General features: G+C 39.7%; 28 protein-coding genes. 25 read left to right on the top strand and 3 right to left on the bottom strand.

Annotated elements, in window-relative coordinates; translation table 11 throughout:
- Positions 1–12 precede the first annotated feature (12 nt).
- The 5 genes from DWZ61_RS16085 to DWZ61_RS16065 all read left to right on the top strand — a co-directional run bounded on the left by DWZ61_RS16085 (position 13) and on the right by DWZ61_RS16065 (position 3,608).
- Positions 13–750: a LytTR family DNA-binding domain-containing protein gene (locus DWZ61_RS16085; protein ID WP_022312819.1), complete on the top strand. Its 738-nt coding sequence runs from the start codon at positions 13–15 to the stop codon at positions 748–750.
- Positions 751–887: 137 nt separating this feature from the next.
- A complete protein-coding gene (locus tag DWZ61_RS16080; protein WP_118539647.1) occupies positions 888–1,466 on the top strand; it encodes a hypothetical protein in 579 nt (192 codons plus the stop codon).
- 50 nt (positions 1,467–1,516) lie between these two features.
- On the top strand, positions 1,517–2,038 hold the full coding sequence (locus DWZ61_RS16075; RefSeq protein WP_118539645.1) for a LemA family protein: 522 nt from the start codon (positions 1,517–1,519) through the stop codon (positions 2,036–2,038).
- Positions 2,039–2,068: 30 nt separating this feature from the next.
- Positions 2,069–3,034, top strand: a complete 966-nt coding sequence (locus tag DWZ61_RS16070) for an SHOCT domain-containing protein (protein WP_172594767.1) — start codon at positions 2,069–2,071, stop codon at positions 3,032–3,034.
- A gap of 223 nt (positions 3,035–3,257) precedes the next feature.
- Positions 3,258–3,608: a TnpV protein gene (locus DWZ61_RS16065; RefSeq protein WP_022517245.1), complete on the top strand. Its 351-nt coding sequence runs from the start codon at positions 3,258–3,260 to the stop codon at positions 3,606–3,608.
- 59 nt (positions 3,609–3,667) lie between these two features.
- On the opposite strand, the gene DWZ61_RS16060 is transcribed toward DWZ61_RS16065, so the two are convergent.
- The 3 genes from DWZ61_RS16060 to DWZ61_RS16050 all read right to left on the bottom strand — a co-directional run bounded on the left by DWZ61_RS16060 (position 3,668) and on the right by DWZ61_RS16050 (position 6,585).
- Positions 3,668–4,768, bottom strand: a complete 1,101-nt coding sequence (locus tag DWZ61_RS16060) for a PDDEXK nuclease domain-containing protein (protein ID WP_118539643.1) — start codon at positions 4,766–4,768, stop codon at positions 3,668–3,670.
- A gap of 30 nt (positions 4,769–4,798) precedes the next feature.
- Positions 4,799–5,707, bottom strand: a complete 909-nt coding sequence (locus DWZ61_RS16055) for a hypothetical protein (protein WP_117466581.1) — start codon at positions 5,705–5,707, stop codon at positions 4,799–4,801.
- A gap of 212 nt (positions 5,708–5,919) precedes the next feature.
- Positions 5,920–6,585, bottom strand: coding sequence for a sigma-70 family RNA polymerase sigma factor (locus DWZ61_RS16050; protein WP_117466580.1), 666 nt, complete (start codon positions 6,583–6,585; stop codon positions 5,920–5,922).
- A 225-nt stretch (positions 6,586–6,810) separates the two neighbouring features.
- Here DWZ61_RS16050 and DWZ61_RS16045 point away from each other — a divergent pair, with 225 nt between their 5' ends.
- The 20 genes from DWZ61_RS16045 (at position 6,811) to DWZ61_RS15955 (ending at position 24,119) form a co-directional block, all read left to right on the top strand.
- The gene (locus tag DWZ61_RS16045; RefSeq protein WP_117466579.1) at positions 6,811–7,053 is read left to right on the top strand and encodes a transposon-encoded TnpW family protein; all 243 of its coding nucleotides are present in this window, start codon (positions 6,811–6,813) and stop codon (positions 7,051–7,053) included.
- Entirely contained in the window at positions 7,050–9,038 is a 1,989-nt protein-coding gene (locus tag DWZ61_RS16040; RefSeq protein WP_118539641.1) for a recombinase family protein, read from the top strand. The genes DWZ61_RS16045 and DWZ61_RS16040 overlap by 4 nt, the downstream gene beginning before the upstream one ends.
- A gap of 18 nt (positions 9,039–9,056) precedes the next feature.
- Positions 9,057–10,019: a ParM/StbA family protein gene (locus DWZ61_RS16035; RefSeq protein ID WP_118539639.1), complete on the top strand. Its 963-nt coding sequence runs from the start codon at positions 9,057–9,059 to the stop codon at positions 10,017–10,019.
- Positions 10,020–10,253, top strand: a complete 234-nt coding sequence (locus tag DWZ61_RS20305) for a hypothetical protein (RefSeq protein WP_242993693.1) — start codon at positions 10,020–10,022, stop codon at positions 10,251–10,253.
- Between the two features lie 15 nt (positions 10,254–10,268).
- Positions 10,269–10,508, top strand: a complete 240-nt coding sequence (locus DWZ61_RS20300; RefSeq protein ID WP_242993692.1) for a hypothetical protein — start codon at positions 10,269–10,271, stop codon at positions 10,506–10,508.
- A gap of 841 nt (positions 10,509–11,349) precedes the next feature.
- Entirely contained in the window at positions 11,350–11,556 is a 207-nt protein-coding gene (locus DWZ61_RS16020) for a hypothetical protein (RefSeq protein WP_117466575.1), read from the top strand.
- Between the two features lie 63 nt (positions 11,557–11,619).
- Entirely contained in the window at positions 11,620–13,059 is a 1,440-nt protein-coding gene (locus DWZ61_RS16015; RefSeq protein ID WP_118539637.1) for a relaxase/mobilization nuclease domain-containing protein, read from the top strand.
- A 94-nt stretch (positions 13,060–13,153) separates the two neighbouring features.
- A complete protein-coding gene (locus DWZ61_RS16010; RefSeq protein WP_118539635.1) occupies positions 13,154–13,894 on the top strand; it encodes a LytTR family DNA-binding domain-containing protein in 741 nt (246 codons plus the stop codon).
- Positions 13,895–14,032: 138 nt separating this feature from the next.
- Positions 14,033–15,190, top strand: a complete 1,158-nt coding sequence (locus tag DWZ61_RS16005) for a sensor histidine kinase (protein WP_243026438.1) — start codon at positions 14,033–14,035, stop codon at positions 15,188–15,190.
- A gap of 114 nt (positions 15,191–15,304) precedes the next feature.
- Positions 15,305–16,537, top strand: coding sequence for a DUF4885 family protein (locus DWZ61_RS16000; RefSeq protein ID WP_242993691.1), 1,233 nt, complete (start codon positions 15,305–15,307; stop codon positions 16,535–16,537).
- Between the two features lie 239 nt (positions 16,538–16,776).
- Entirely contained in the window at positions 16,777–17,058 is a 282-nt protein-coding gene (locus DWZ61_RS15995) for a hypothetical protein (RefSeq protein WP_227061400.1), read from the top strand.
- Between the two features lie 9 nt (positions 17,059–17,067).
- The gene (locus DWZ61_RS15990) at positions 17,068–17,655 is read left to right on the top strand and encodes a hypothetical protein (protein ID WP_117466571.1); all 588 of its coding nucleotides are present in this window, start codon (positions 17,068–17,070) and stop codon (positions 17,653–17,655) included.
- A 147-nt stretch (positions 17,656–17,802) separates the two neighbouring features.
- A complete protein-coding gene (locus DWZ61_RS15985) occupies positions 17,803–18,315 on the top strand; it encodes a hypothetical protein (RefSeq protein WP_118539631.1) in 513 nt (170 codons plus the stop codon).
- Positions 18,316–18,334: 19 nt separating this feature from the next.
- Positions 18,335–19,411, top strand: a complete 1,077-nt coding sequence (locus DWZ61_RS15980; RefSeq protein WP_117466569.1) for a hypothetical protein — start codon at positions 18,335–18,337, stop codon at positions 19,409–19,411.
- Positions 19,411–19,923, top strand: coding sequence for a hypothetical protein (locus DWZ61_RS15975; protein ID WP_118539629.1), 513 nt, complete (start codon positions 19,411–19,413; stop codon positions 19,921–19,923). Before DWZ61_RS15980 ends, DWZ61_RS15975 begins: the two co-directional genes overlap by 1 nt.
- Positions 19,924–19,926: 3 nt before the next feature.
- Positions 19,927–20,076, top strand: a complete 150-nt coding sequence (locus DWZ61_RS20295; RefSeq protein WP_172594766.1) for a hypothetical protein — start codon at positions 19,927–19,929, stop codon at positions 20,074–20,076.
- A gap of 180 nt (positions 20,077–20,256) precedes the next feature.
- The gene (locus DWZ61_RS15970; RefSeq protein ID WP_172594765.1) at positions 20,257–21,003 is read left to right on the top strand and encodes a DUF6033 family protein; all 747 of its coding nucleotides are present in this window, start codon (positions 20,257–20,259) and stop codon (positions 21,001–21,003) included.
- Positions 21,004–21,050: 47 nt separating this feature from the next.
- Positions 21,051–21,692, top strand: a complete 642-nt coding sequence (locus DWZ61_RS15965; RefSeq protein ID WP_227061398.1) for a hypothetical protein — start codon at positions 21,051–21,053, stop codon at positions 21,690–21,692.
- Positions 21,693–22,038: 346 nt separating this feature from the next.
- Positions 22,039–22,752, top strand: coding sequence for a LytTR family DNA-binding domain-containing protein (locus DWZ61_RS15960; protein ID WP_055193281.1), 714 nt, complete (start codon positions 22,039–22,041; stop codon positions 22,750–22,752).
- On the top strand, positions 22,749–24,119 hold the full coding sequence (locus DWZ61_RS15955; RefSeq protein WP_118539627.1) for a GHKL domain-containing protein: 1,371 nt from the start codon (positions 22,749–22,751) through the stop codon (positions 24,117–24,119). The genes DWZ61_RS15960 and DWZ61_RS15955 overlap by 4 nt, the downstream gene beginning before the upstream one ends.
- Positions 24,120–24,185: the final 66 nt, after the last annotated feature.

Genomic DNA, 24,185 nt, shown 5'->3' with positions numbered 1-24,185 from the left:
AAAGGAAGAATCATGATAAAAGTAGCTTTTTGTGATGACGATCTGTCAGTACTTAAAGAATTAAGCGTTCTGATGGACAGATATCGGGTAGAACGGAATCAGGATATTACTTATGCAGCATTTCACAGTCCGCTGGAATTGCTGTCGGAAGTAGAGCGGGGGACCCGGCTGGATATTATATTTCTGGATGTTCTGATGCCAGGACAGGATGGAATCAGTGCCGCCAGAGAGATCCGTAAGTATGATACTTCGGTGAAGATCATTTATCTGACATCCTCTTCGGAATACGCTGTGGATTCCTATGAAGTGGGGGCCTATTTTTATCAGTTGAAGCCTATCTGGCAGGAGAGCTTCTACCGATTGATGGATTCGGTACTCAGGGAGTGCCTCAAGAATGAAAAGAACAGTCTGATCCTGCGATGTAAGACGGGAATCACAAGGCTGGAACTGGACAAACTGAAGTACTGCGAGGTAACGGGGAGGAATCTGCTGCTTCACAAAGAAGACGGAGAAGTACTGGACAGCGTTGGTAAACTGGACGATTTGTGCGAACAGTTGAAGGATTATGAATGCTTTGTCCGTTGCCACAGGTCATATATGATCAATATGGATTATGTAAAGAGCATATCTAACAAAGCTGTGATCCTGTCGGACGGTACCCAGATCCCGATTCCGCATGGAAAATATTCGGAACTGAAAGACAAATTTTTTTCCTATTTTTTTCGTAAAAACCAGACATTTTTAGCATAAAACGACCGGAGAATTTTTTCTCCGGTCGTTTCATGTCATATTTGGGTCGATTGGTGTCAAAAACGGTCATAAATGGAAAAAATAAGGTACACTATCTTCAGACAACAGAGAACTGTTGTAAGAAGGAGGAAACAATTATGAAGAAAAAATATTTTGCATGCGCAATGGGACTGGTACTGGCATTGTCTTTGACAGCCTGCGGTGAGGAAGAGGTAATTGTGGAGAACACCAACGAAGAAGTGACCCAGGAAGTACAGACCCAGGAAGTACAGACCCAGGAAGTACAGACCCAGGAAGTGGCAGAAGCTCCCACAGAGACTGTAGCAGAGACAGGTACAGAAGCAGAGGGCGGTCCCCTGTTACAGGTGGCAGTTATGGAAATCCCGGATCTGAGTGGTACGGAATGGAACTTTGCCGGCGGTATGATCGATGGTGTTGAGATGGAAGAAGAGGATCTGAACGCAACACTGGAGACTTATGGCGGTACCTTACAGCTTGTATTTGGTGAAGACGGTGCAGTTACCATGGTACAGGGCGGCGGAAATGCAGAAGGTACTTATGAGTATTCCGATGACAACACAGCTATCAAGATGACACTTGATTTTGGTGGAACAGAGGTTACCTATGCCGGATTTTTGTCTGAGGTGGGAGATACTGTAACACTGATCGCTATGTCTGATATGAATGGTTATGACGGACTTTATTTTGTACAGTAAGATAGTTTGAAAAGATCTTAAAAAGACGAAAAGGGGAGGGAGAGTTAACGATGGAAATTGTGATTATCGTGTTGCTGCTTGCCTCCCTTTTTGGTGTCTGGCTATTGTCGGTGCGGCGTAAGCTGGAGACACAGGAAGAAAATATCCGGAATGCCATGTACCAGACTCTGGTACAGCTCTCCGCAGAGCGGGAGGCACTGGAAGGATTGGCGGAGTTTCTCGGACAGACCATGGATGCGGAGACTTTCCGGAGAATGAAACATTCGCTGGAGAGTGCACAGACTGCCGGAGAGGCCGGACTGCCGGAATGGGTGGCAGAACAACAGAGAGAATTATTGAGAGTACAGAAAAAAATTGCAGAGATCTTGGAAGGCATGCCGCTTTTGCAGGCACAGGAGACTTATCAGAAGTACTGGAAAGCAGCAAAAAGCTATGAACATATGGTGGAGACCAGTGGACTGATTTATAACGATTCCGTGGAAAACTACAATAGTATGCTTCACAGAATACCGGATCGTATAGCAGCGGGAATCTGCGGGTTTCACCGGAAAAAGTTAATTGAGATCATGTAATCCACATACATTCTTAAGGAGGGTAAAACGATGGGATTATTTACAAACAACAAAAAGTTATGTCCAATCTGCGGAAATCCGACACCGAGACTGCTGGCATCCGCAGTGGAAGGGCAGAATCTCTGTAAGGAGTGTGCAGCCAAGATCGATCTGCCGGACGGCGTACTGAATTCCATGACGCTGGATGAATTCCGGGAATATATCAACTGTTATGATGCCAATAAGCCTCTGCGTGACAGTTTCACGGAGACTTACCGTTATGACTTCGGCTTTTTCAAGGGCAGTCTGCTGCTGGATATGGATCATCAGCTGCTGCGGCTGGGAGTTGTTGACACGGCATTTGCATTGGAGCCCTCCGACATTAAGTCCTTCCGTATTCTGGAGGACGGCGAGGTATTGTACGAAGGAGAAAAGGGGAACTTCCGGAGCTGCAAGAGTGATATCAAGGAACGTTTAAATGAGTTAAAGCCCAGGATCGACGAATACAGAATGCTGCGTCATCAGTATGAGATGATGGAGGAAATGCGTCGCAGTATGGAGGACAGCAGAAGAGACGATAACTTCAGAAGAGATGATCCGGATTACAGAGACCGTATGACCGAGCCGGACTTTAATATTCCGAATCCGGTGGAGAAATTCGCTGTGGAGATCACACTGGATCATCCTTACTGGAAGAGTTTCTACAAAGAGACAGGAGCACCGAAGTTCGATTCCAATCAGCCCAGCACCATCGACTATCTGGATGATTATACCCAGAAGACAGAAGGATTGCATGCACTGGCACAGAACCTGATGCAGATCATCGATCCGCAGGCACAGGAACAGGTAATCGATCCCCACGCCTCAACCCGGAGTACGCAGAGTGCACCGCAGGCCGCACCGGTACAGGCAGAGGATCCCACCGTGGCACTGCCTAAGTATAAGGCACTGCTGGATGCAGGTGTCATTACGGCAGAGGAATTCGAAGCGAAGAAGAAACAGCTGCTGGGACTGTAAACCTGATTTTACAAGAATACGGATTGGAAGTGATATGTTGTGAAGTGTAGATGTCAGATTTCCCAAAACAGTGTTGTTTAGCGGAAACCTCCATCTGCTAATATAACACAACATAGGCGGCTGGCTCATTTGTGGTGAATGATAGATTGCAGATGTTGTATTAAGAAGGTGATACTCTTTTAATTGAAACTGTAAACATTTAGCACAAAGGAAGGAGCAGCGTATGGAGTTAACATATCATTGGGAAGGCGATGTATTGATTCCAGATTTGGAATTGGAAGATGGAAGCAATTATCAGATTGGCAAATATGGCAGAATGCGACAGAGGTATTTGTTTGAAAATCATCATGCCATGTATACACATCTGGTTCTTACGGAAAAATTGTGGAAACATCTGGAAGAAGTAGATATGGAATGCAATGACATGATGGATATGCTTACGGTAAGAATGGCTGAGCGTGAAAGTGTGACGGAGCACTTGAAGTCAGTAGATCAGCTCGGATGGGTGCGGAAGATGAATAACATCCGGAGCAGAGCAGAGGAAGTAGTGTTGCATGATCTGATTTATAGATAAGAATAAAGCAGGAATCGTCATGGTTCCTGCTTTGTCTTACCATATATACGAGAATGGAGCTATTGGTTGTTATTATCATTCTCATTGACTGCTTCATCTAGCAGTAATCGAGATTCCAGCTCATCCGTTGAAGGCAGTAATGTTGCAAGATTTTCTGGTAAGAAATTCGATAATTCGTATGCTGAAATTGCTATTGGTTTGTTGGAACTGTTAACAGCATATTTGGCTAATACATTATTTTTTTCTTTGCAGATGATCAAGCCAATAGTTTTTCCATCGGAATCCATTTTGACAATATCGTCAACAATGTTTATATAAGTACCTATCTGACCAATATCACGAGATTTGAATTCTTTTATTTTGACCTCTACTACGACATAACAATGTAGGTTTAGGTGGTAGAATAACAAATCAATATATTCCTCTGTGCCTTCTATAGGTAAAGGGTATTCTCGACCGACAAAGGCGAACCCTTTTCCCATTTCAATTAAAAGATTCATAACCTTTTCGGTCAGGGCATCTTTTAATTCTTTTTCGTTATAGTCACGATTTAAAGCAATAAAATCAAAATTGTAAGGATCTTTTGTTATTTCCTGAGCTAAATCACCGGTGTAAGCCGGTAGTGTTGTTTGAAAATTACTTATTGCCTTGCCTTGGCGTTCATATAGATTAGTGTCAAGGAAGTTTAGAAGAACAGCTCTTGACCAGTTATTCTTTATTACTTCATCAACGAAGAACATTGCTTTTTCGGGTTCATCTTTGCATTTATCAACAATTAATTTTATATGTCCCCATGGAATGGCATATATTTCTGCCCCAACTTGAGGCAGATTTGTAGCCTCCGGTAATTCTGCCCCAAGTTGGGGCAGAATTTCACCAAATAAATTGTAGTATCTTTTCATGTATCTCAAATTAGTGGTTGAAAATCCTTTTGCACCTGGGAACATCTTTTTTAAATCTTCACTTAAAGTTTCAAAAAAAGCACCGCCCCATTTGCTTTCAGCCTGCATGTTAACGATATCCTTGCCGATTGACCAGTAAAACCTAAGCAACTCGTCATTAACCTTGATAGATGCTTTTATTTGTGTATTTTTAAATCTTTTTTTAACATGTTTCAGCCATTCGATATAATCTTTATCAATTCTAATCATATTGTCCATAGTATTTCCTCCAGATATGTCATTTATTCATTATTCATCTGTTTTATTTTTCTTAGCCCTTGTCTTATAGACATTATACTGATTCTTGCATTTCGGAGAGCAGAACTCATTTCCCTTACGGCTTGCGATAAATGCCCTGCCACAGTGCTTACACAGCTTCATATCGCAGTCAGAATCCGTAAGCATAAAAGAAAAGCACATCTGGATCATGACGAGCAGGGAATGGAAGTTCCATACGATAACCGGGGCATTTTCCGCTAATGAGATATGGTAAGTCGGGGATATTCCGCCAAATGCAGACATACCCTGACGATACAGTTTTTTTGTCTGTTCATCAAGACTGTCGTAGTCCATATAATATAAGAAACTTGTGGTAAAGGTAAATGCCCAGTCGGAAAATTCTTTCACCAGCCAGTCATAGCGTTCTGCATATTCTTTCTGAAAACTCATCGTAACAGCCTGTGGATTCTTTCCCGTTGCAAGTGCGATTGCAATGCCATCCTTGTCGGATACCGACCAACTTGATTCTACCCCTTTTTTGTGAAAATCCATCTTATCAAACGGATAAAAATAATCGAGATAACTTTCTGTTGATAGAGATTCTTCTTTAATAAAATGGTTTTTTGGAAGATATACAGATTCATAGGTGATAAATTCCGCAGTTGTCGGAAGTGCAGTCATAAAGCCTAAAAATCCGTAGGAATTGATGAAACGAAGAACCATACTTTTCAGTTCATCTTCTGGTGCTTTATGCATGACCTGCAAACCGATATTGACAGCAGCCAGTACAAGTGATTCTGCATCTTTCATAGGGTTATACATTTCTGGTTTGGCATCCGCAGATACTACAATATACAAAGTTCCATCTTCGGCAGTGCGGTATTCATAACTGCTGTACCGTATCCATGGGGAACTGGTATGTTCAAATAGATTTTTCATGAAAAGCCTCCAATCTGATTTCACTGGAATCAGAGCAATCGTCTGAAATTCAATTCGTATAACTTCTATATAAAGAAACTGTAATCTATTAACAATTCTATTCGATTACACATTATAGGTCAAGGGTTATCATTCTGAAATTTCAACGCAATTTTTTTTGACAAAACATTAAAAGTATCATATTACCCTGTTATATATTTCAGGCAGCATAGTCACTGTTTTTCAGAATTCTTTTCGTCTTTAGTTCTTACCCCGTTTTCAAAAAAATATTTTTCGTCCAATGTAAGTGTCCAAGGCAGATGAAGCAGCCTTGTTTCGAGAGCAGTCTTATATTTCTTTCTTATCTGCTTTATGGCAGTTTCCCTTACACCACGCACATTGCGGTCTGTTTTTCCATTCAGCTCAGCGTATTGGAGAGTGGAGTATGACCGGACAATCACATAGTACAAAAGCTGTTTCTGGTGTTCTTTCATATTCTTTAATATCAGGCATAAATCCTGACTGCGTACAAGCTCATGGATGTAATCCGGCTCATCAAAGATATAATCAATAAAATCGCCGGCAAGTATCTGTTGCCACAGTACCATGTCATAGTTGGCATTACCGGGCAGGACATAATCAGAGGCGTGCCATTCAAGCGGTACTTCAGAGCGTCCGATTTCATGGTATCGCTCTCTGCGTTCCCTGTTGTCATCAAGTTTATCCCACCACGATATAACATTTGCGAATTCTTCCTCGGTTCGTGCACTTTCTTCAAGACGGCTGATTGCCAATGCACGAGCTTCCCTGTGCAGCATAGTTTTCTCACTGGAAGAATCGTTGTATTCCGGTATTAAGTTTTGTTTGCGGAAAGCTTTTAGTTCCTCATATTTTGGCAATTTAATCAGTCCTTAAAAATTTTTTTCAAAAATAATTTCAAAACACTTCCGATTTTGTAGCCGTATTTCTCCTATTAGTGAAGAGAGTAATTCTTTTTATCACTAAAGCAATTACAGAAAGGAGCAAAAAGGCTATGAAGTATGGATAAATAAAAGCTTCGGTTACACGAAACGGAAGCATGAAACAATTATAATTTTTATCAGAGAGAAAGGCAAGGATTGATTATGGAGGCAGAAAAACTAAATAATGGCAATAGAAAGTCCGGCTCATGTGAAGCTGGATTTTTTTATCGCAGGATTGGTGGTACAGTTTACAAAATCAGGGTATTAACGAGTGAAAACAGTACAGATACCTTTTCGGACAAGATTTCCCATATTATTTCAAGAGAGGTGCTGACAGAGAAAGCGGATTATGATAAGATAGAGCTACCACAAATGAGTCAGTTGCCGGAAGGGAGTTCGGCATGAACAGAACCAGACAGACAACTGACAAATCGAAAAACAGAATAACTGCTCTTTATGAGCGACTCTCAAGGGACGATGAGCTTGCGGGAGACAGCAACAGTATAGTGAACCAGAAGAAAATGCTGGAGGACTATGCAAAGAGTAATGGATATACCGATTTGGTGCATTTTACAGATGACGGATATTCCGGTGGAAATTTTGACAGACCGGGATGGAAAGAAATGCTCCGGCAGATTGAGGACGGAAGCATTGGCACAGTCATTGTAAAGGATATGAGCCGAGTCGGCAGGGATTACCTACAGGTAGGATTTTACACGGAGGTATTCTTTCGGGAAAAAGGTGTCCATTTCGTTGCTATCTCTAATGGTGTTGACAGTGATATCAACACCAGCAGCGAATTCGCCCCTTTTTTAAATATCATGAACGAATGGTATCTGCGTGACTGCAGCCGCAAGATAAAGGCAGTATTGCAGGCAAAGGGCAGGGACGGGAAACCAATTACCAACAATCCACCATACGGATATATCAAAGATCCGGAAGATAAGAATCACTGGCTCATTGACGAGGAAGCTGCGGCAGTTGTCCGCAGGATATTCCGGATGGCAGTTGAGGGAATCGGACCATATCAGATTGCAAGGATACTGACTGAGGAAAAGGTGGAAAAACCTTCATATTATCAGGCAAAGCGGGGATATGGATGTTACAAGAACCGGTGTGATATGTCAAAGCCATATGAATGGGCAGGAGTAAGTGTCGTAAGAATGCTTGAAAAACCGGAATATATGGGAGATACTGTGAATTTCCGTACAAAGAAGCTTTCCTATAAGGATAAGACTGCTGTAAGAAATGACAGTGACGAGATAGTGGTCTTTACGGATACCCATGAGGCGATCATTGACAGAAAAACATGGTATATGGTGCAGGAGCTTAGAAAGACCAAACGCAGGATAAACACAGAGGGCGAGACAAATCCGTTTGTGGGTAAGATTTTCTGTGCGGACTGCGGTGGAAAGATGCATTATCGTAATGAGGGAAAGCGTGCCGGAAGAAACTGGAGAGGACTGCCGGATGGCAGTGTCAGAACAACTCCAGCCTGTTATAACTGCGGCAATTATAATAACAGCCATGACCAGTCAGGAAAGGTCTGCTGTTCGCACAATATACAGGCAAAGGTGATTGACCAGCTTGTGCTTGAAACCATTCAGTATGCGTGTAAAAGTGTAAGGATGGATGAGAGAGCATTTGTCGAAAGCATCCGCAGTGCATCAGAAATCCGGGAACAGAGTGAGGCGAAGAAGCTGAAGGCTGCGTTAAAGCATCAGGAGAAGCGGTATGCAGAGCTTGATATCCTTCTTAAAAAAGTGTATGAGGACAATGCCCTTGGCAGACTGCCTGACAAAAGATATGAAATGCTATCGGCAGGGTATGAAAAGGAACAGGCAGAACTGGAGCAGTCCATTAAGACATGCAGGGAGCAGCTTACGCAGTATGACGAGGATACAGACCGGACGGAGGAATTTCTGGCACTAGTCCATAAATACACGGATATCACGGAATTAACACCTGTCATCATCAATGAATTTGTGGATAAGATACTTGTCCACAAAGCGGAAAAGATTGATGGCGAGCGTGTGATGGAGATAGAGATTTACCTTAACTTCATCGGTAAAGTGGAACTTCCGGCACAGGAACTGACGGAAGAAGAACTGGCTGAAATAAAGGAAAAACAAAGACTCCGTGAGCGTAATGCCATGTATCAGAGGCGGCGCAGGGCAAAGTTCATGCCAAAAACAAAAGCAATCCGTGCAAAGGTGCAGGAGGCTGAGATAAAAGAAGCTTTGGAGAATGCGAGTGCAAAAGCGGAAAAACTGCTTATGGCAGATAATGATACGCATATCGCAGAGGTAGTTGCCGGGGAAAACAAAGTATATGTTGATACCGGGATTTTCCCAACAGCAGAAGAGGTAAAAGAAAAATATGCAATTTAAGAAAGAGAGGATTTTATTATGACAGAGAAAATCAGAGAATATAAGATGAACGGGAGTCTGATTATTGGAGTAGATGCAGGCTATGGTAATTTTAAGACCGCAAGAAGGGTATTTCCGACTGCGGTAAGTGTGAGTGATAAGGCTCCGGTATTTGCCAGAGACTTTATTGAATGGAATGGCAGATACTATATCATCGGGGAAGGACACAAAGGATTTGTTACAGACAAAGTGACAGATGATGATAACTATGTGCTTACAATGGCGGCAGTTGTGAAAGAGCTGGAAGCAAGAGGCTATACGGACAGAAGAAATGCTGTCCGTATCCACCTTGCGGTAGGACTTCCGCTGAAATGGGTGCAGGCACAGAGAGATACCTTCCGGGATTATATGATGAAAGAGAGAATTGTAAAAGTCGGCTACAAGGACAGAACCTATGAAATGGAGTTCACAGGCTGTACGGTAATGCCGCAGTGCTACTCTGCGGTAGCGGAGAACCTGAAAGACTTCAAGGGAATGAACCTTCTTGTGGATATCGGAAACGGAACAATGAACCTGATGTATCTGAACAATGGCAGACCTATGGAAAGCAAGTCCTGGACAGAAAAGCTGGGAGTGTATCAGTGTGAGAAAGCTATCTTAAATAAGGTTCGTGATAATACCGGAACGGAACTGATGCACGAGGTAATTGAGAATTTCCTCCGCACTGGGGAGACAGATATTGCACAACCATATGCAGGTTTGATGGTGGAAGCTGCAAAAGAGTATGCAGTGCAGATTTTCCAGAAGCTGCGTGATTATGAGTACAATGAGCAGAAGATGAGGCTGTATGTTATGGGCGGTGGTGCAAGGATTGTAGAGGCATTTGGCGAGTATGATATGGACAGAGTGACATTTGACCATGATATCAGAGCTAATGCAAAGGGGTATGAGTATTACTGCTATATGATCTTAAAGCATCAGCAGAGAAAGAAGGCGATGTAAATGGCAGAAAAATCATGGAATAAGAATGTCCGATTTAACCGGAACAGTGAGAGTGCAATGCAGGCATGGAGCCTGCTTCACTCTGATGAGGTGGAAAAAGAGTTTAAGTCACAGAATGAATTTGTTATCTGTGCCATCAATGACTATTACGAAAGGCATCTGCGAAAAAAGCGTGATCCGTATCTTGAAACAAGGGAAAAAGAAGATGCTTTTGTGGAACGCATCGTAGCGTAGGTGGCTGAAAAAACATTGGCAAATCTTCCGACACTGGCGGGAATGTATCTGATTCAGCAACAGGCAGTGCTTACGGCAGGATTTCAGAGCACTGTGGCAGGTGCAAATGCAGGTATGCCGGTAATGCCAAGCCCTGCAAATGGCAATGGAAATGGCAGAATTAAGCAGGGGCATACTGCCGAAGCGGTTCTGGGGGAATCAGCAGAGGAAGAACCGGAGGATAATGAATTTCTTGATTACAGCTTTGGTGTGTAAAGCAAAAGTGCAGAAGATTCTATGGGACGAAGGCTATAAAGCCGGAAAATATTGATACCACCTTTGCAGGTGGCAATATTTATCCGGTGGGGGTTCTTAGGGGGCTGTGCCCCTTAAGCAGGTAGCACCGATGGTGAAGACAATGAGGAAGAAAAAGGAAGCGGGGATGCCGTAAGGCATTTTCGCTTCCTTTTTTTGACGAGTTGGCAAGCCAGCGGTACTACCTGCCTATATCATCCAAACCACATCGAAACACAGGAGAGAGATTTCTTCTGGCAAAAAAAGAGATGTGGGAAAGCCAGTCGGAGCGGTAAGCGCAGAATGGCTTTCGGAAGTCTGCTGTGTTTTTTACAGCAGGCTGACAGATGGGATGATGTGCCCTGCCTGCGGAGAATTTCTAAACAATGGCTGCGGTACAGCTTAAAAGCGGCAGCATATGGCAATAATAATGTGGCGGAATGTAGCCGGAATTACAGATATAGCTATATCCATACAAAAAAGTGGAGCCACAGTCAAAGAAAGAGGGCACACCCGCAGTAAAGGGTTATATCATCAGGAAGATATGTAGCCAGATGGATATAAAAACAGAATAACAGGATGCAATGAGCAGATATGTGATGTATGTCATGTGTCTGCTTTTTTCATGTGACAGGAAGTGACTATTACACTTTTTAGACAGATAGGAGGACTTATATGGCAAACAGAGCAAGAGACGAGATTATCTACATTCGAGTGGATGAAGCATTAAAAAAAGAGATTTGACAGGATAAAGGAAGCAAGCGGATATAAGGGAAATGCAGATTTCCTTAACTATCTTCTTGATGTATATGACGGAAAGCGTGTGGATGGTGTGACACTAAAGGATATCCGGGAGCTGCTGGCACAGGCAGTGCATGAAATGAAGAAACAGGGAGTCAATATCAACCAGATTGCTTATACCATCAATATATATCCGGGAGTGTTCTCGGATATTCAGTTTCAGGCAACCAATGTATTTTTAAAGAAGATAGAAGACCTGCTGTTGAAGATTACAGAGAAGTTGTTATGAGATAAAACGACAGCAGAAACAAGTATATAAACAAGAATAAAGAGGAAAGAGAGGTACATTGTAATGGGCGATGTATATGGCAATGTAAATGTGAATTACAGCTATTGCAAATCGGTGGCACAGCTGAAAAGTGCTGCCGATTATATTTTAGGCAGAAGAAAAGAGCAGGTGGAAGATGGTGTGGTAAAGACAGAACCACACCTGTATAAAGCTTTCGGCTGTAACCGAGATAACTTTGCAAACAGCCTGCTTATAACAAGAAAGATGCATGACAAAAGGTACAGCAGGTATAAGCAGAAGGAGATACTGGCACAGAAGCTTTCGATATCCTTTCACCCGGAGGATAATGACAGACTGACCTATGAGCAGGCATATAAAATAGCAGAGGATTTTGCGAGGGAGTTCTTCTGTTCAAAAGGATATGAGGTATTGTTTGCAGTGCATACAGATACAGCACATACACATGTGCATTTTCTGGTGAGCAACTGCAATGTGAAAGATGGAAAGTCCTTCAGACGGGGACCGGCAGAGCTGAAGGAAATGTGCAGATATTTCGGGGAACAGTGCAGGAAGCGTGGACTGGTTCATTCGTATCGTGACAGCTATTATGTAAAGGATAAAGACAGGGAGCGCCAGAGCTTCGCAGAATATCAGATGAAAAAGCGTGATAAGCTGTCGTTTCGGGAAGAAATAAAGGTGCTTCTGCGAAATGCCATGAACAGACCGGAGAATAAGACTTTGCAGGATGTGATTGATTATGCGAAGGTGTATTATCTGATGGATGTTCGGCTCCGGGGCAATACCATATCCTATGCCCTGAAATACAGGACGGATAAAAAAGGAAAGCCGATGGCGGTCAGAGGGAGCAGGCTTGGTGCAAGATTTACTGTCGCAGGGATAACTGAATATCTGAAAAAGAAGGAAAAAAGCAGACTGGAGTATGAACGCATAAAGGCTGATATCGAGCAGGAATCCGGAAGATATGATGATTATGCGGAATGGGATATATCTGATGTTAAGGAAAGTGTCGGTATAGATACAGCAGGGAGTGTTCAAAAGGAATATGAAAAGCCAGAAGGGGATATCAGTGTATATGAGGGCTTTGACCGGTTCTGTGAGAAAGAGAACATTCGTGATGACGAGGAGGAAGTGTTCTATGGTGCTGCGTTTGATGAATTTAACCGGGAGTGGCAGGGAATAGCATTAGAAGAACAGACAGAACCGACTTCCCATAAAGAAGAGCAGGAGATACCACCAGATTATACGAAGATGTCCATACAGGAGCGTGTCAGACAGCTTCCGCCGCCAACAGAGGACACGTCACAGGAGTTTGAAGCATATAAGAACAGGATGGGATATGATGCGGCTAAGATGAAGAGTATCCGTTATAAGATGAGTGTATATGATGAATTCTTAGAGGAACTGGAAGCCAGAAAGAAATACCATGGAACGAAAGCGTATGGCAGACAGAGCACGAGGAAGCGTGACAGAGGGGAAAGGTAAAAATAATTTTGATGATCATACCATATCGGCAATTATAAAAAGTGCCGATATGGTATAATAGAAAAACAAAAGTTATTACAGGGAGGAGATTGGATTGTTAGAAGTAGTGATATGTGATGATGATAAGGAAGATCTTGACAAAGCGACGCTGATGTTGGATAAGATTCTTTCAGAATATCAGGTTCAGTATCAGATACGGTCGTTTCTGTCGGCGAATGAGCTGCTGAACAGTAATGACAAGATTGATATCGGAATACTGGATATTTCCATGGAAGAACTGGGCGGAATTATGCTCGGAAGAAAGCTGAAAGAAAAAAATCATGATATAAAAATTATATACATCACCAGTTATGAAGAATACATGGCACAGGCGATTAATAAGGTACATGCGTTTTCTTTTCTGTGTAAACCGATCAATGAAGAAGAAATGAAAACGCAGATTATGGAAATTCTGGGGCAGGAGAAATATCCGGAAATAGAAAAGGAATTTGAAATACTAGATGAATCAGGAACAAAAGCAGGTTGTGTTTGTTTGAAATTAAACGAGATATTATATTTTGAGTACATAAAAAGATCCAGAAAAGCAGCAATTATTATGGAAGATTGCAGATATGAATGTGAATGTACATTTGAAAATCTTGTGGAAGAATTACATCCATATGATTTTGCGGTAAATCACAGAGGCTGTCTTATAAATGTGAGACATATTGAGAAGATACAGGGATTTCATATTTATCTGGACAATGGGAAAGAACTGTCCCTTGCACAAAAAAGAAGCTCTGATTTTCGGGAAGAAATGAATAAATTTTTGCAGAAAACCCAGAGGAGAGAATAGAAGATGGATAAGATTTTATTTGTGATATGTAATGGACTTTCCTGTTTTATTATCTGTACAATTCTTTTTCAATTTATGAATGAAAGATATAAGAAAAGTTACAGCAATAGAACTTTGTATATAGCGGCAGAGATAGCGATGGGAATTACTGCATTTTACATAAATATGCTGAACTTTGCAATATTGAATCTGCTGATATGGTTTGTTGGAGTTGGTGTAACGGTATATTTTCTGTATTACGAAGATGCAGACAGACCAATCCGCAGAATTACTGAGAGTGAAGTACTGGTTTTATGTATGTCTGTATGTGAAACGCTGGGAGTGCTTCTGTTACACTGTTTTTTGCAGATTGGTGGAATTTTAAATATTGATGTTGTCATGCAATATTGTCTGGAAGTGGCATTTTCAAAGATAGTGCTGATTTTCCTATACTATGTTTTGATAAACAGATTGATAAAAAGGACAGAGGCAGCCTGTTCCAGAGAACAATATATCATATATGGAATCCTGTTTTTTTACAGTCTGGTCAATATGCTTGTGATTGTGCAGAATTTTAGGGATGGGCAGAAAAGCTATCTGTCAGCGGTAAATATGGGGTGCATCGTTTTAGCTGACCTGTATCTTTTGTATTATGTCAAAATGGCAGACGAAAAGAAACACTATGAAAACCGCGTAAAGGCATTGGAGCAACAGGCAAAAATGCAGTATGAGTATTATCTGGCACAGACTGAAAAATATAATCAGACAATACGGATATTACATGATGTGGATAAGCATATCAGGGCTATCGAGAATTTGTATGGAACAGAGAGGGAGCATACGGCTGGCGAATATGCAGAGGCAATCAGAAGTACACTGGCACCACTGATTCCTATGTCTTACACAGAGAATCCGATATTGAACATTCTGCTGACAGATAAAAATGCTGTCATGCAGGAGAAAGGGATACATTCGGACATTAAGATAGACAATGTAGAATTATCTTACATAGAGCCGATAGACATAACAACTATTTTCGGAAATCTGCTGGACAATGCGATTGAAGCTGCTGCAAATGTTGACGGAGAAAAATACATTTTTATTAAAATCAGTGCCTATCATAAGATGACGGTAGTTCATATAGAAAACAGTTGTGGAAATGTAAAATGGAAAAAACGTATGCCGGTATCAGATAAGGGAAAAGGCAGGGGGATAGGACTCTTAAATGTGAAACAGAGCATAGATAAGTATGATGGGAATTTACAATTAAAACAGGATGGAAACAAATTTGTAGCAGATTTGTTTCTGAATTCGTAAAAAGGGCGGTTTCGTCCTTTTTTTGTGCTCAAATCGTAGTTGGTGCAAAAAAATCGTAGTTGGTGCAGAACGTATAAAATATGAGAAGAATAGTGCCGATGAAATTATAAAAGAATGGAACATGATATAAGTCATATTAAGGATATAGGTGATATTATGAATATTTTTTTTAATAGTCGAATTTATACCAATCAGTCATTCATTAATACGCTGTATGGGCAACAACGAAAAACTACAAGAAGTCAAGATGCAGGTTGCAGCGGTACAAGAGATACTTTAACGATAAGCGCATCAGGAAAGGAAAAGCTTGTAAAAAATACAAACGGAAGAACACATAATACAAATGTTGACAAAAGCATTGACTTAAAATCCTATATAGCTTCAGCCCAAAAAACAAATCAAAAAATAATTGATAATGCAGGGACACAGATTAATGCGAAAACAAGTGAATATATGAGTACAGGTAAGGCTTTTAGGGGAGCATTAACGGAAAAATATTCAAAGCTTGGCGCAGAAGCAAAAACACATTCCAATCCTGAAAATTATATTCATGCCAAGTATTTTGATAAGAGTTCAGATTATTATGAGACTAATTTGACCGATACAGAACGAAGGATTGCATATAATTATGAAATGCAGATGTGGCGAACAGGAAAGATAAATGGTGTAAATTATCAGGATTCTTTGTTTAGGGGAATTGAAGTAGATGGTGACAGTGTAGATTCGGATAAAATTCAATTTGAAAGAGCATTGGTAAATTCGCAAATTTCAAATATTTTAAAGCAGGCTGGTGTAGATACATCTTCTATTACGAAAGATTGTACTTTTACTGTTGATCCATATAGTTATGAAATAACGGTAGACGGTGTAGATGAAGAAACAAAGATGCGGATGCAAAATGCATTAAATGTGGGAGATAACGGAAAAAATCTCTATAAGCATATTTACTATTGTTCGACACAAGATGGCTGCGAAAGCACTCAGATAACAAAAGAATCAAAAATGAAATACGAAGCATATCATCAGGTGTATAGTTATACGGGATATGAATTAGATAAGCTTGAGGAGAAAAATGGTACATATTACACAGAGTCAGGAGAGGACATATTGGATTTAGTTAATCATGCTGTTGAAGATACTGGAAAGGTTCCAAAAGAGTATAAGCAGCAGATGAAAAATTGGATACATGATTTAGTTTCGACTATGTCAGTAAAAGGCTGGAATAATGTGTCAGATATGACTTTGAGCATCCTATATGGTAAAGGTGGGTTAAAGGATATGAAACAGTTAATATCCTATCAATGTGATGCTGATAATAGGAAAAGGGCATGGTATTCTGTGACTTAGAAACAATAGTTACTTAACGAAAAGCAGAGTTTAAACATTTGATGCATTGGCAGAAAGGTAAAAACATGAAAATATCTAATTATATCTAATTATATGGATAATGCAAATCTGATAATGAAAACAAACGCTAATAAAATTCAGAAAGAAAATAGTCAGACAATGGATATACAGAATTAGACGAGAAATGACGAATAAAAAGATAAATAGTATTTATGAGGCGGAAAGATGGAGGATGTTTTATGAATGTAACTGGAGTAGGAAGCACCTATAATTTCATTTATAACACAAAGACAGGTAAATTATCTACAAAAGATGGCAGCAAAAATGAGTTTGTTGATTTTTGCAATGGAGATGTAAAGGGAGAAGATACAGAGACACTGAATCATTTTGATGAACATACAAGATATCAGTTTACAAGAATGCTGTATGCATATGGAACCGGGATGACAGGACAGAATCCTTTTGCCGATGATGAGGAAGTTGAGATTACAGCGGATATAGACAGTGCAACAGAGAGGTGATTCAATTAAATGGAAATATCAAATAATTATAGCACAGCAAAAGTGTGGAACACATCGAATAAAAATGTTTCTAAATCTTCTGAAAAAAACAAATGGAAATTAACGGATTCTTTAAAAGAGAAGATTGTTGATCTGGCAAAAAAAGATGCACAGGATAATGTATATATGGGAAATGCATTTATGAATTTGCGGAAGGCGGAAGTAAGCAAAGTAGCCCCGGATAGAGCTGCCTTAATTGGAAAGTTTAGTCAATCAATGAATTCCGGTAATATGTCAGCAATGAAAGAAGTTGAGGAAGCAGACAAAAAATGGCTCTGTATGCTGTTTGGAATACCTTATGGGGCAAAATATCAGGGAACAGGGACAGGCTCGGCAATTCATGTATACAATGAAGATGGTGAAGAAGTTTTAACTTATACAGGGGGAGTAGGCTGGCAGGAAAAAGAAACAAAAGCAGAGTCACAGGTGCATTCAGCATTGAAAATGACATATTATGAGGCATTTAGCGAGGCGAGAAAAGCATTAAATAGTGAAGAAAAGGCTGGCAGTATAAACGAAGACATAATATCACAAGGCAACTTCGATATGAAAGCGTAAAATGTGTGATTTAATAATGTGTCTTATATGGGAATGAGCAATGTATGGCAATGTTCAGGAAACAAAAAATCTAATGAGCCATTATGAAAGTGACGGTGATTATGTTAATTATAAAGTGTCATGTGATTAATAAGGAGGACTTGCACTATGCAGATTAATTCTAATTATTCTATGAATGGCGTGTCGTATGAAACTAGACATAAGCAGAATAATATCCCTCAATTTAGTACGGAATGTGCGGTTCAGAAAAATGAAAATATAAATCCATATATGGCAGAAGCAGACTTTGATGAAAAAGCATTTGATATGATTGGACCGAATACTCCACGGGATGTAAAAGATGCATGGATGGAAGCTGCTAAGGATGTAAATGCAAACGGCATGGGAATAAAGAAAAATGGAATGTTGAGCCATATATCGCAGATGATGGTACAAAGGCTGAATAAACAGCTTAAAGGAGATGGAGATGCGGATAACATCGACATTTTGGGAAATACAACAGAGTCTGCAATTCAGGCAACGAGTCAGGCTCTTTACGATTTAGATCACCCACGGGAATATGTTCCGAAAAGTATCGAAGTTCAGCGAGCTTGTATGAAAGAAAGAGAGTTTTATGTTGCTTTTCTGGAAAAATTAGAAAAACTAAAAGTAAGTTGGTAGCAGTTAGAGAGGATAATGTATGAGAGACAGTACACTTTACATCGGAGCGCTTGCTTCAAACAACGTAAATAATATTGTAAATGATGCAGGCAAATATGATGAATACAAAGAAAAGGTAAAGGATTTGACAAAAGAAATCCAAACCAGAAAAGACACTTTTGAGAAAATGGCAGAACCACTGGTATATGTATGTGACTGTTATCAAAAATTTAATGTAGTGACAGGGATGCCCAAGAGTACCTTCGGAGATTCCTTTGGTTATGATATGCAGAAAGATATATCCAGTCATATGACCGATTTTTATGCCGGAAAGGTGAGCAGAGAGGAACTTAATTCCTATTTTGAGGAATGTTGTACTTCCATGCGTACCTATTGGACAAGTCAGCACCAGACATCTGGAACCAATGAAGCAGATAATACACAGATCGTAAGTGAGATGTATGAGATATTTGCAAAAGAAAATGCAAGGGCAGCAAGTCTGGCGAACTATCAGGAAGGAAAATCATTGAATGAGAAATACTATTCTGATAGCCACAGTGACTGGACTTATTATAATTCAGATTATTACTATCAATGCAATGAAACCAATGCGGCATTGAGGGAATCTGTCCAACAGATGACTGATAAATGGAAATTAGGTGAAATTGACTGTGATAAAATCGAAGCAAATTCCAGCCTTACATTAGACGGTGGTTTTGATTTTAACAGCACATGGAATTTTGAATTTAGAAATCAGGCTGGCAGGAGCAGTCTGGCAAAGGAATCAGCGATACCGCCTGAGAATTTTAAGATGTTTTTCAAGGAACAGGTAACGTCTTTTACAGAGGACAATAAATTTAGTGGAAATCTGAAAATAACAATCGGAGAGAATAATTACGATTTAAAGGTTCCGTTTCAGACGTTACGCACCGAATCGGAAGGGGAAATTCGCAATGTCTGGGATTTAATGGAAGATTATTATCCGAAGTCAGAAGACACTTTTAAAGTTAAAAATTTCCTGGGGAATATGTCTGTATTTACACGATGGTACGCATATGAAACAAGAATTAACGACATATTTGGTGATTATGAAGTGTCAAATAAGGAGTTGAGTTAATGAGTGTATTGTTGTCAGGTATAGGAGCTATTAGAAAAGAACAATTAATTTCCTCATGCAGTAACGGAGAACCGAATTGGTCTTTTATTCCAACAAAAGGGAAAAGCTCAAAAACGCAGACGGAATTTGTTAGTGAAATTAGAGAACTGGCACGACGAGCAGCTACGACAACAAATAAGACAGAGTCAGAATATATTTCCAGACAGGTTCTTGGTTTACGGGCAGAATATCTATCAGATGTTGCACCTGATAGAAAGCAATTATATGAACAGGCTAAAAATACTATAAAAAAACAAACTGGCAATCCGAAATGTAAAGGATGTGGAGAATTATCACTATTGGATTTTTTGGAGAAGGCAGAAGGAAAAAGCAGTAATTTTGCTGAAAAACAGTTTGCACTGGCAGGAGGAGGAACATTGAATTGCCCAATTCTAACTACTGGTGGTTATGGTGCTGAAATTCAGTATCAGGGAGTAACGGTATTATCTAATCTTGGAAATGGCTGGGGCTAAGAGATGACACCAGCGGAACTTGCAAAAAAAGATGAATTTTATTCTATTTATTGGAGCGAATATAATTTCGTAAAAGAGAATGGAAGTTCAGAATTGAGAGAGATGCCGGATTATTTGGATCAGGATAGACCTTCTTTTGAAGCCAGAGCATAAAATAAATATTGTGCGCAAGGAAAAAATGAGCATAGGAGCAGTGCCAGGTGGCACTTTTGATTTTTCACGTGAAGTCCAGAACTTTATGATAAGATTCATAATCGAAACAATTATGCCGATATATAGAAAAGAACAGGTAAACGGATTTACGATGTGATATGTACAAGGAGGACACCGGATATGTCAATGAATGTAAGCACAACCACGGCTGCTTATGCAAGTTACCAGAACAACTACAAGACTGGTACGGCAAATAAGAAAAAGAAACAGCACAAACAAACAGAAAATACGAAATTAAAGAAAAATACGACTGAAAGCATCGCTGAAAAAAATCTCAGTAAAGCGGCACAAAAAATGCTGGAGAATTTGCGTGGATCAAGAAACGACATGGATTTTATGGTTGCCGATTTTGAAAATGGTGATAATGCCAAAGATATTTTAGCCCAAAGTGATAAGGAGTATACGGTTATTTTCTCAAAGGAAGAAATGGAGAAGATGGCGTCTGATCCGAAATATTATGCAGAAAAAATGCATAGCATTGAGGGAGCTTTGCGCATGTCAGATGAAATCAATGCCCAGTTCGGATTTGAAAGAACATTCGGTAAGACTAACGGCAATGCAGATGCTGATACAAAAATAACAAAATTTGGCATCTCTTTTAATAGTGACGGAACTACAACCTTCTTTGCACAATTGGAAAAATCATCAGCCAGTCAGAAAGAATATCTTGAAAAGATTCAGGAAAAGAAAGCTGAGGAGAAAAAAGAGGCAAAGAAAAAGGAACAGTCCAAGCAAATCGAAGTACGAAAAACTACAGTTCAGGAAAATTCAAAAGAAGAACTTTTGGATAAGATCAAAAATATTGACAGGGATTCTATCAAACCGGAGGAGAATAAAATCGGCGGAAGGGTTGATTTTTTGATTTAGTGAATTTGGAACAGATGAAATATATGCCAATATGGAGGAATAATATTATGCAGATAACAAGAGATAATTATTCGCAATATGCTCAAATGGTTCAGCAGATGTTCGGGAAAAAAGCAAGTTCAAATGATCCGTTAGCACAATGTGATTATGGTAATTTCTCATTAAGATTTAAGCCTGTGGACATTAATTTTACCAAACCAAACTGGGATACTATCATGACAAAACGAGATAAACCAGCGATGTCAGAGGAAGAATTTGACGAAGCAATAAAAGAACTTGCAAGAAAAGAGTTTGCTACTGGAAAAAGGGATGATGATGCTTATCGAAAATTGTGTATGCAGCATGGAGAAACAGTATCTCCTGATAGAAAGGCTATATATGAATCAAGCATGAAAAAAACTGGTGGCAAAATGAATGCTGCATGTATGTTTTGGGATTCAAAAGGTAATAAAACGCTTTCTTATAATCCAGAGTCAAGAAACTGGAAAGCTATAAGTACAGATGAAGAATTTGCAAGAGCAAGAGTGTTTACATCAATTTATAATGATGAGTTAGCCCGTTTGAAGGAAGAGTATGGCGAAAAAGCGAAAGGAAATGTTTCTTATAGCAAAATAAAGGCAGATATATCCGCAGAGGAATCAAAGGAAAAGAACAATAATGAAGGAAATACTATTGATTTGCAGATTTAGATTGTTGATTGCGTTTTAGTAAATAGTAGATAAAAAACGGAAAGATATTCATCGCTGGTAGCGGCATTGAGTTCATAAATTACTACTACTCTAGATAAAAGTAGTATTCCGATAAGTTAAAAGATAAAGCAGATGCAAATAGACACGAATCCCAGCGTATACCAATGAAGGAGTTTATTTCATTTCTTTAATAGTGCAGACATGACTAAAAGACAGGGCAGTGAACCAATAATGGTTTACTGCTCTTTTCACAACAAAAAAAGGTCATTTCACAACAACTGTGGCAGATATAATCTGTTCGTCCGATATAATAAATATATTTATCAGACAAAAAGGAAGTGGCAAAATGCAAATAGCTATCTGTGATGATGAAGTATCTATGGTTCAGATACTGGAAGAAAAGATAAAAAAGTTATTGCCGGATGCGGTTATAGATAAATATTTATCGGGTGATGAACTGATCGCAAGTGGCAGTAAGCCGGATATTCTTTTTCTGGATATTCAGATGCCGGGAATGGATGGGATGGAAACGGCAAAGATGCTTCGTCAGGACAATGAGAATATGATACTCATTTTTGTGACAGCAGCAGAGGAGTATGTTTTTCAGGCATTTGATGTCGGAGCATTTCATTATCTGGTTAAGCCATTTTCCGATGAGAAATTGAAAGAGGTTGTGACAAAGGCAGTCCATAACATAAAAAGGAGTTCCAGACTTGAAAAAGACGAAAAGTATATTATGGTACAGACCGCCGGAAGTCATATAAAGATTTTTCTGCGTGATATTGTGTATGCCGAGGTGTATAACCGGAAAGTTATTATCCATACACGAAGTACGGATATTGAATACTATGGTAAATTACAGGAATTAAGTGATATGGCAGGAACAGATTTTTTCCGAACACACAGAGCCTATCTTGTACATTTTAAATATGTAGAAAAATATGATGCAACTTGTGTAACTATGAAAAATGGAACTGCATTGATTGCAAAAAAGAATTATCCGGAGTTTGTGAGGAGGTATCTGAAGTATAACCAGAGGAAAGGAAATGAAGTCAGATGAGTTTAGTGGAAAGATGTTGGATGATCACATCGAAGTTTTCTGTTATTGCAATTTTGATTATTACAGGAATCTGTTTTGGTGTTTTTGTATATCCATATATGAAAAAGAAAAGGGAAGCTGCTCTGGTCAGTATTGTTTATATTGGAATTATGTCTGTGCTGTATCTGATACCGCAGCAGATTGGCAATTTTTCTGCATATATGCTGGGGGTTGTGGCTGCATTTCTTGTGATGTATGTACAGGACAGAAGAAACATCTATCAGAAAATATTTCTTGCAGTGACATTTTTTTCTATCCGTTGGCTTGCGGTTGCAATGGCAGACAGACTGGATGATTTTATCACAAAAGCTCTGGTTTTTGGGAATACGATTGCAGGAAGACAATGGCTGCAATATGGACTTTATGTTGGAACGAGAATTCTGGATATTGTGCTTTGTATCGTTTTCCTTGCAGTTGCAATCGGTCTGATCAATAAAGCATATGTATACAAAAATGATGAAATGAACGTTAAAGAGCTGGTAATGCTCATCATACCTTCTCTTGTGGGAGTTACAGGATATGGCATTCTGCAATATTATCTGAATATTTATGAAAAAGATACAGGAAAGAGCCTGACAGATACCTATGGATTTTATGGAGCTTTAAGCTTTGTGCATTATTTTATCTCTATCATAGCAATTCTTGTTATGACTACGATGTTTCAAAACTGGAAGGTGGCACAGGAAGAACAGACAGGTCAGGAGCTGGTATTAAATCAGGTCAGTGATATGAAAAAGCATATCGGGGAAGTGGAAAAGCTGTATCAGGATATCCGCAGCCTGCGTCATGACATGGGGAATCATATACAGATGCTGGAACATCTTGTGGCAGAGAATCATATGGATGATGCAGCAGAATATATGGAGCATTTGAAAAAGGAGTGGAATGAAATATCTCCTGAGATAAAAACGGGGAGTCCTGTCATTGATGTGATTCTGATGGAAAAGTTAAGAGAAGCAAAGGAAAAGCAGATTCGTTTTATATCAGATTTTCATTATCCGGGGGATACGAAATTAAATGCATTTGATTTAAGCGTGATCTTAAACAATGCACTGGATAATTGCATGGAAAATGTAAGTGGAGAAAATCCTTATATCAGTATCTCTTCTTTTCGGAAAAACAGTATTTTTATGATAACCATAAAGAACAGATATGAGGGAGAGTTAAATTATAAGGACAGTGATCTGCCGGAAACAACGAAATTCGGGAAGGAGCATGGAATTGGACTGCATAATATCCGGAGGGTTGCAAGGATGTATATGGGAGATATATCTTTAGAACAGGAGAATCAGGAAGTGGTTCTAAGTATTATGTTACAGGTAGAATAAGGACAAAAAGCACCTCCTCAATAGTTTTTTGAAATTCCCGTGTGAGGGGGAAAGTTGATTACAAAC

The sequence above is a fragment of the Clostridium sp. AF34-10BH genome, assembly GCF_003478095.1.
GTDB classification, from domain to species: domain Bacteria; phylum Bacillota; class Clostridia; order Lachnospirales; family Lachnospiraceae; genus Acetatifactor; species Acetatifactor acetigignens.
The sequence above is the reverse complement of the archived record's forward strand: the minus strand, read 5'-3'. Positions and strand labels throughout refer to the sequence as shown.

What these genes read in the sequence shown, in the direction of transcription:
- DWZ61_RS16085 (WP_022312819.1), top strand. Translation starts at nt 13, where the DNA reads ATGATAAAAGTAGCTTTTTGTGATGACGATCTGTCAGTACTTAAAGAA.
- DWZ61_RS16080 (WP_118539647.1), top strand. Translation starts at nt 888, where the DNA reads ATGAAGAAAAAATATTTTGCATGCGCAATGGGACTGGTACTGGCATTG.
- DWZ61_RS16075 (WP_118539645.1), top strand. Translation starts at nt 1,517, where the DNA reads ATGGAAATTGTGATTATCGTGTTGCTGCTTGCCTCCCTTTTTGGTGTC.
- DWZ61_RS16070 (WP_172594767.1), top strand. Translation starts at nt 2,069, where the DNA reads ATGGGATTATTTACAAACAACAAAAAGTTATGTCCAATCTGCGGAAAT.
- DWZ61_RS16065 (WP_022517245.1), top strand. Translation starts at nt 3,258, where the DNA reads ATGGAGTTAACATATCATTGGGAAGGCGATGTATTGATTCCAGATTTG.
- DWZ61_RS16060 (WP_118539643.1), bottom strand. Translation starts at nt 4,768, where the DNA reads ATGGACAATATGATTAGAATTGATAAAGATTATATCGAATGGCTGAAA.
- DWZ61_RS16055 (WP_117466581.1), bottom strand. Translation starts at nt 5,707, where the DNA reads ATGAAAAATCTATTTGAACATACCAGTTCCCCATGGATACGGTACAGC.
- DWZ61_RS16045 (WP_117466579.1), top strand. Translation starts at nt 6,811, where the DNA reads ATGGAGGCAGAAAAACTAAATAATGGCAATAGAAAGTCCGGCTCATGT.
- DWZ61_RS16040 (WP_118539641.1), top strand. Translation starts at nt 7,050, where the DNA reads ATGAACAGAACCAGACAGACAACTGACAAATCGAAAAACAGAATAACT.
- DWZ61_RS16035 (WP_118539639.1), top strand. Translation starts at nt 9,057, where the DNA reads ATGACAGAGAAAATCAGAGAATATAAGATGAACGGGAGTCTGATTATT.
- DWZ61_RS20305 (WP_242993693.1), top strand. Translation starts at nt 10,020, where the DNA reads ATGGCAGAAAAATCATGGAATAAGAATGTCCGATTTAACCGGAACAGT.
- DWZ61_RS16015 (WP_118539637.1), top strand. Translation starts at nt 11,620, where the DNA reads ATGGGCGATGTATATGGCAATGTAAATGTGAATTACAGCTATTGCAAA.
- DWZ61_RS16005 (WP_243026438.1), top strand. Translation starts at nt 14,033, where the DNA reads ATGGGAATTACTGCATTTTACATAAATATGCTGAACTTTGCAATATTG.
- DWZ61_RS16000 (WP_242993691.1), top strand. Translation starts at nt 15,305, where the DNA reads ATGGAACATGATATAAGTCATATTAAGGATATAGGTGATATTATGAAT.
- DWZ61_RS15995 (WP_227061400.1), top strand. Translation starts at nt 16,777, where the DNA reads ATGAATGTAACTGGAGTAGGAAGCACCTATAATTTCATTTATAACACA.
- DWZ61_RS15990 (WP_117466571.1), top strand. Translation starts at nt 17,068, where the DNA reads ATGGAAATATCAAATAATTATAGCACAGCAAAAGTGTGGAACACATCG.
- DWZ61_RS15985 (WP_118539631.1), top strand. Translation starts at nt 17,803, where the DNA reads ATGCAGATTAATTCTAATTATTCTATGAATGGCGTGTCGTATGAAACT.
- DWZ61_RS15980 (WP_117466569.1), top strand. Translation starts at nt 18,335, where the DNA reads ATGAGAGACAGTACACTTTACATCGGAGCGCTTGCTTCAAACAACGTA.
- DWZ61_RS15975 (WP_118539629.1), top strand. Translation starts at nt 19,411, where the DNA reads ATGAGTGTATTGTTGTCAGGTATAGGAGCTATTAGAAAAGAACAATTA.
- DWZ61_RS20295 (WP_172594766.1), top strand. Translation starts at nt 19,927, where the DNA reads ATGACACCAGCGGAACTTGCAAAAAAAGATGAATTTTATTCTATTTAT.
- DWZ61_RS15970 (WP_172594765.1), top strand. Translation starts at nt 20,257, where the DNA reads ATGTCAATGAATGTAAGCACAACCACGGCTGCTTATGCAAGTTACCAG.
- DWZ61_RS15965 (WP_227061398.1), top strand. Translation starts at nt 21,051, where the DNA reads ATGCAGATAACAAGAGATAATTATTCGCAATATGCTCAAATGGTTCAG.
- DWZ61_RS15960 (WP_055193281.1), top strand. Translation starts at nt 22,039, where the DNA reads ATGCAAATAGCTATCTGTGATGATGAAGTATCTATGGTTCAGATACTG.
- DWZ61_RS15955 (WP_118539627.1), top strand. Translation starts at nt 22,749, where the DNA reads ATGAGTTTAGTGGAAAGATGTTGGATGATCACATCGAAGTTTTCTGTT.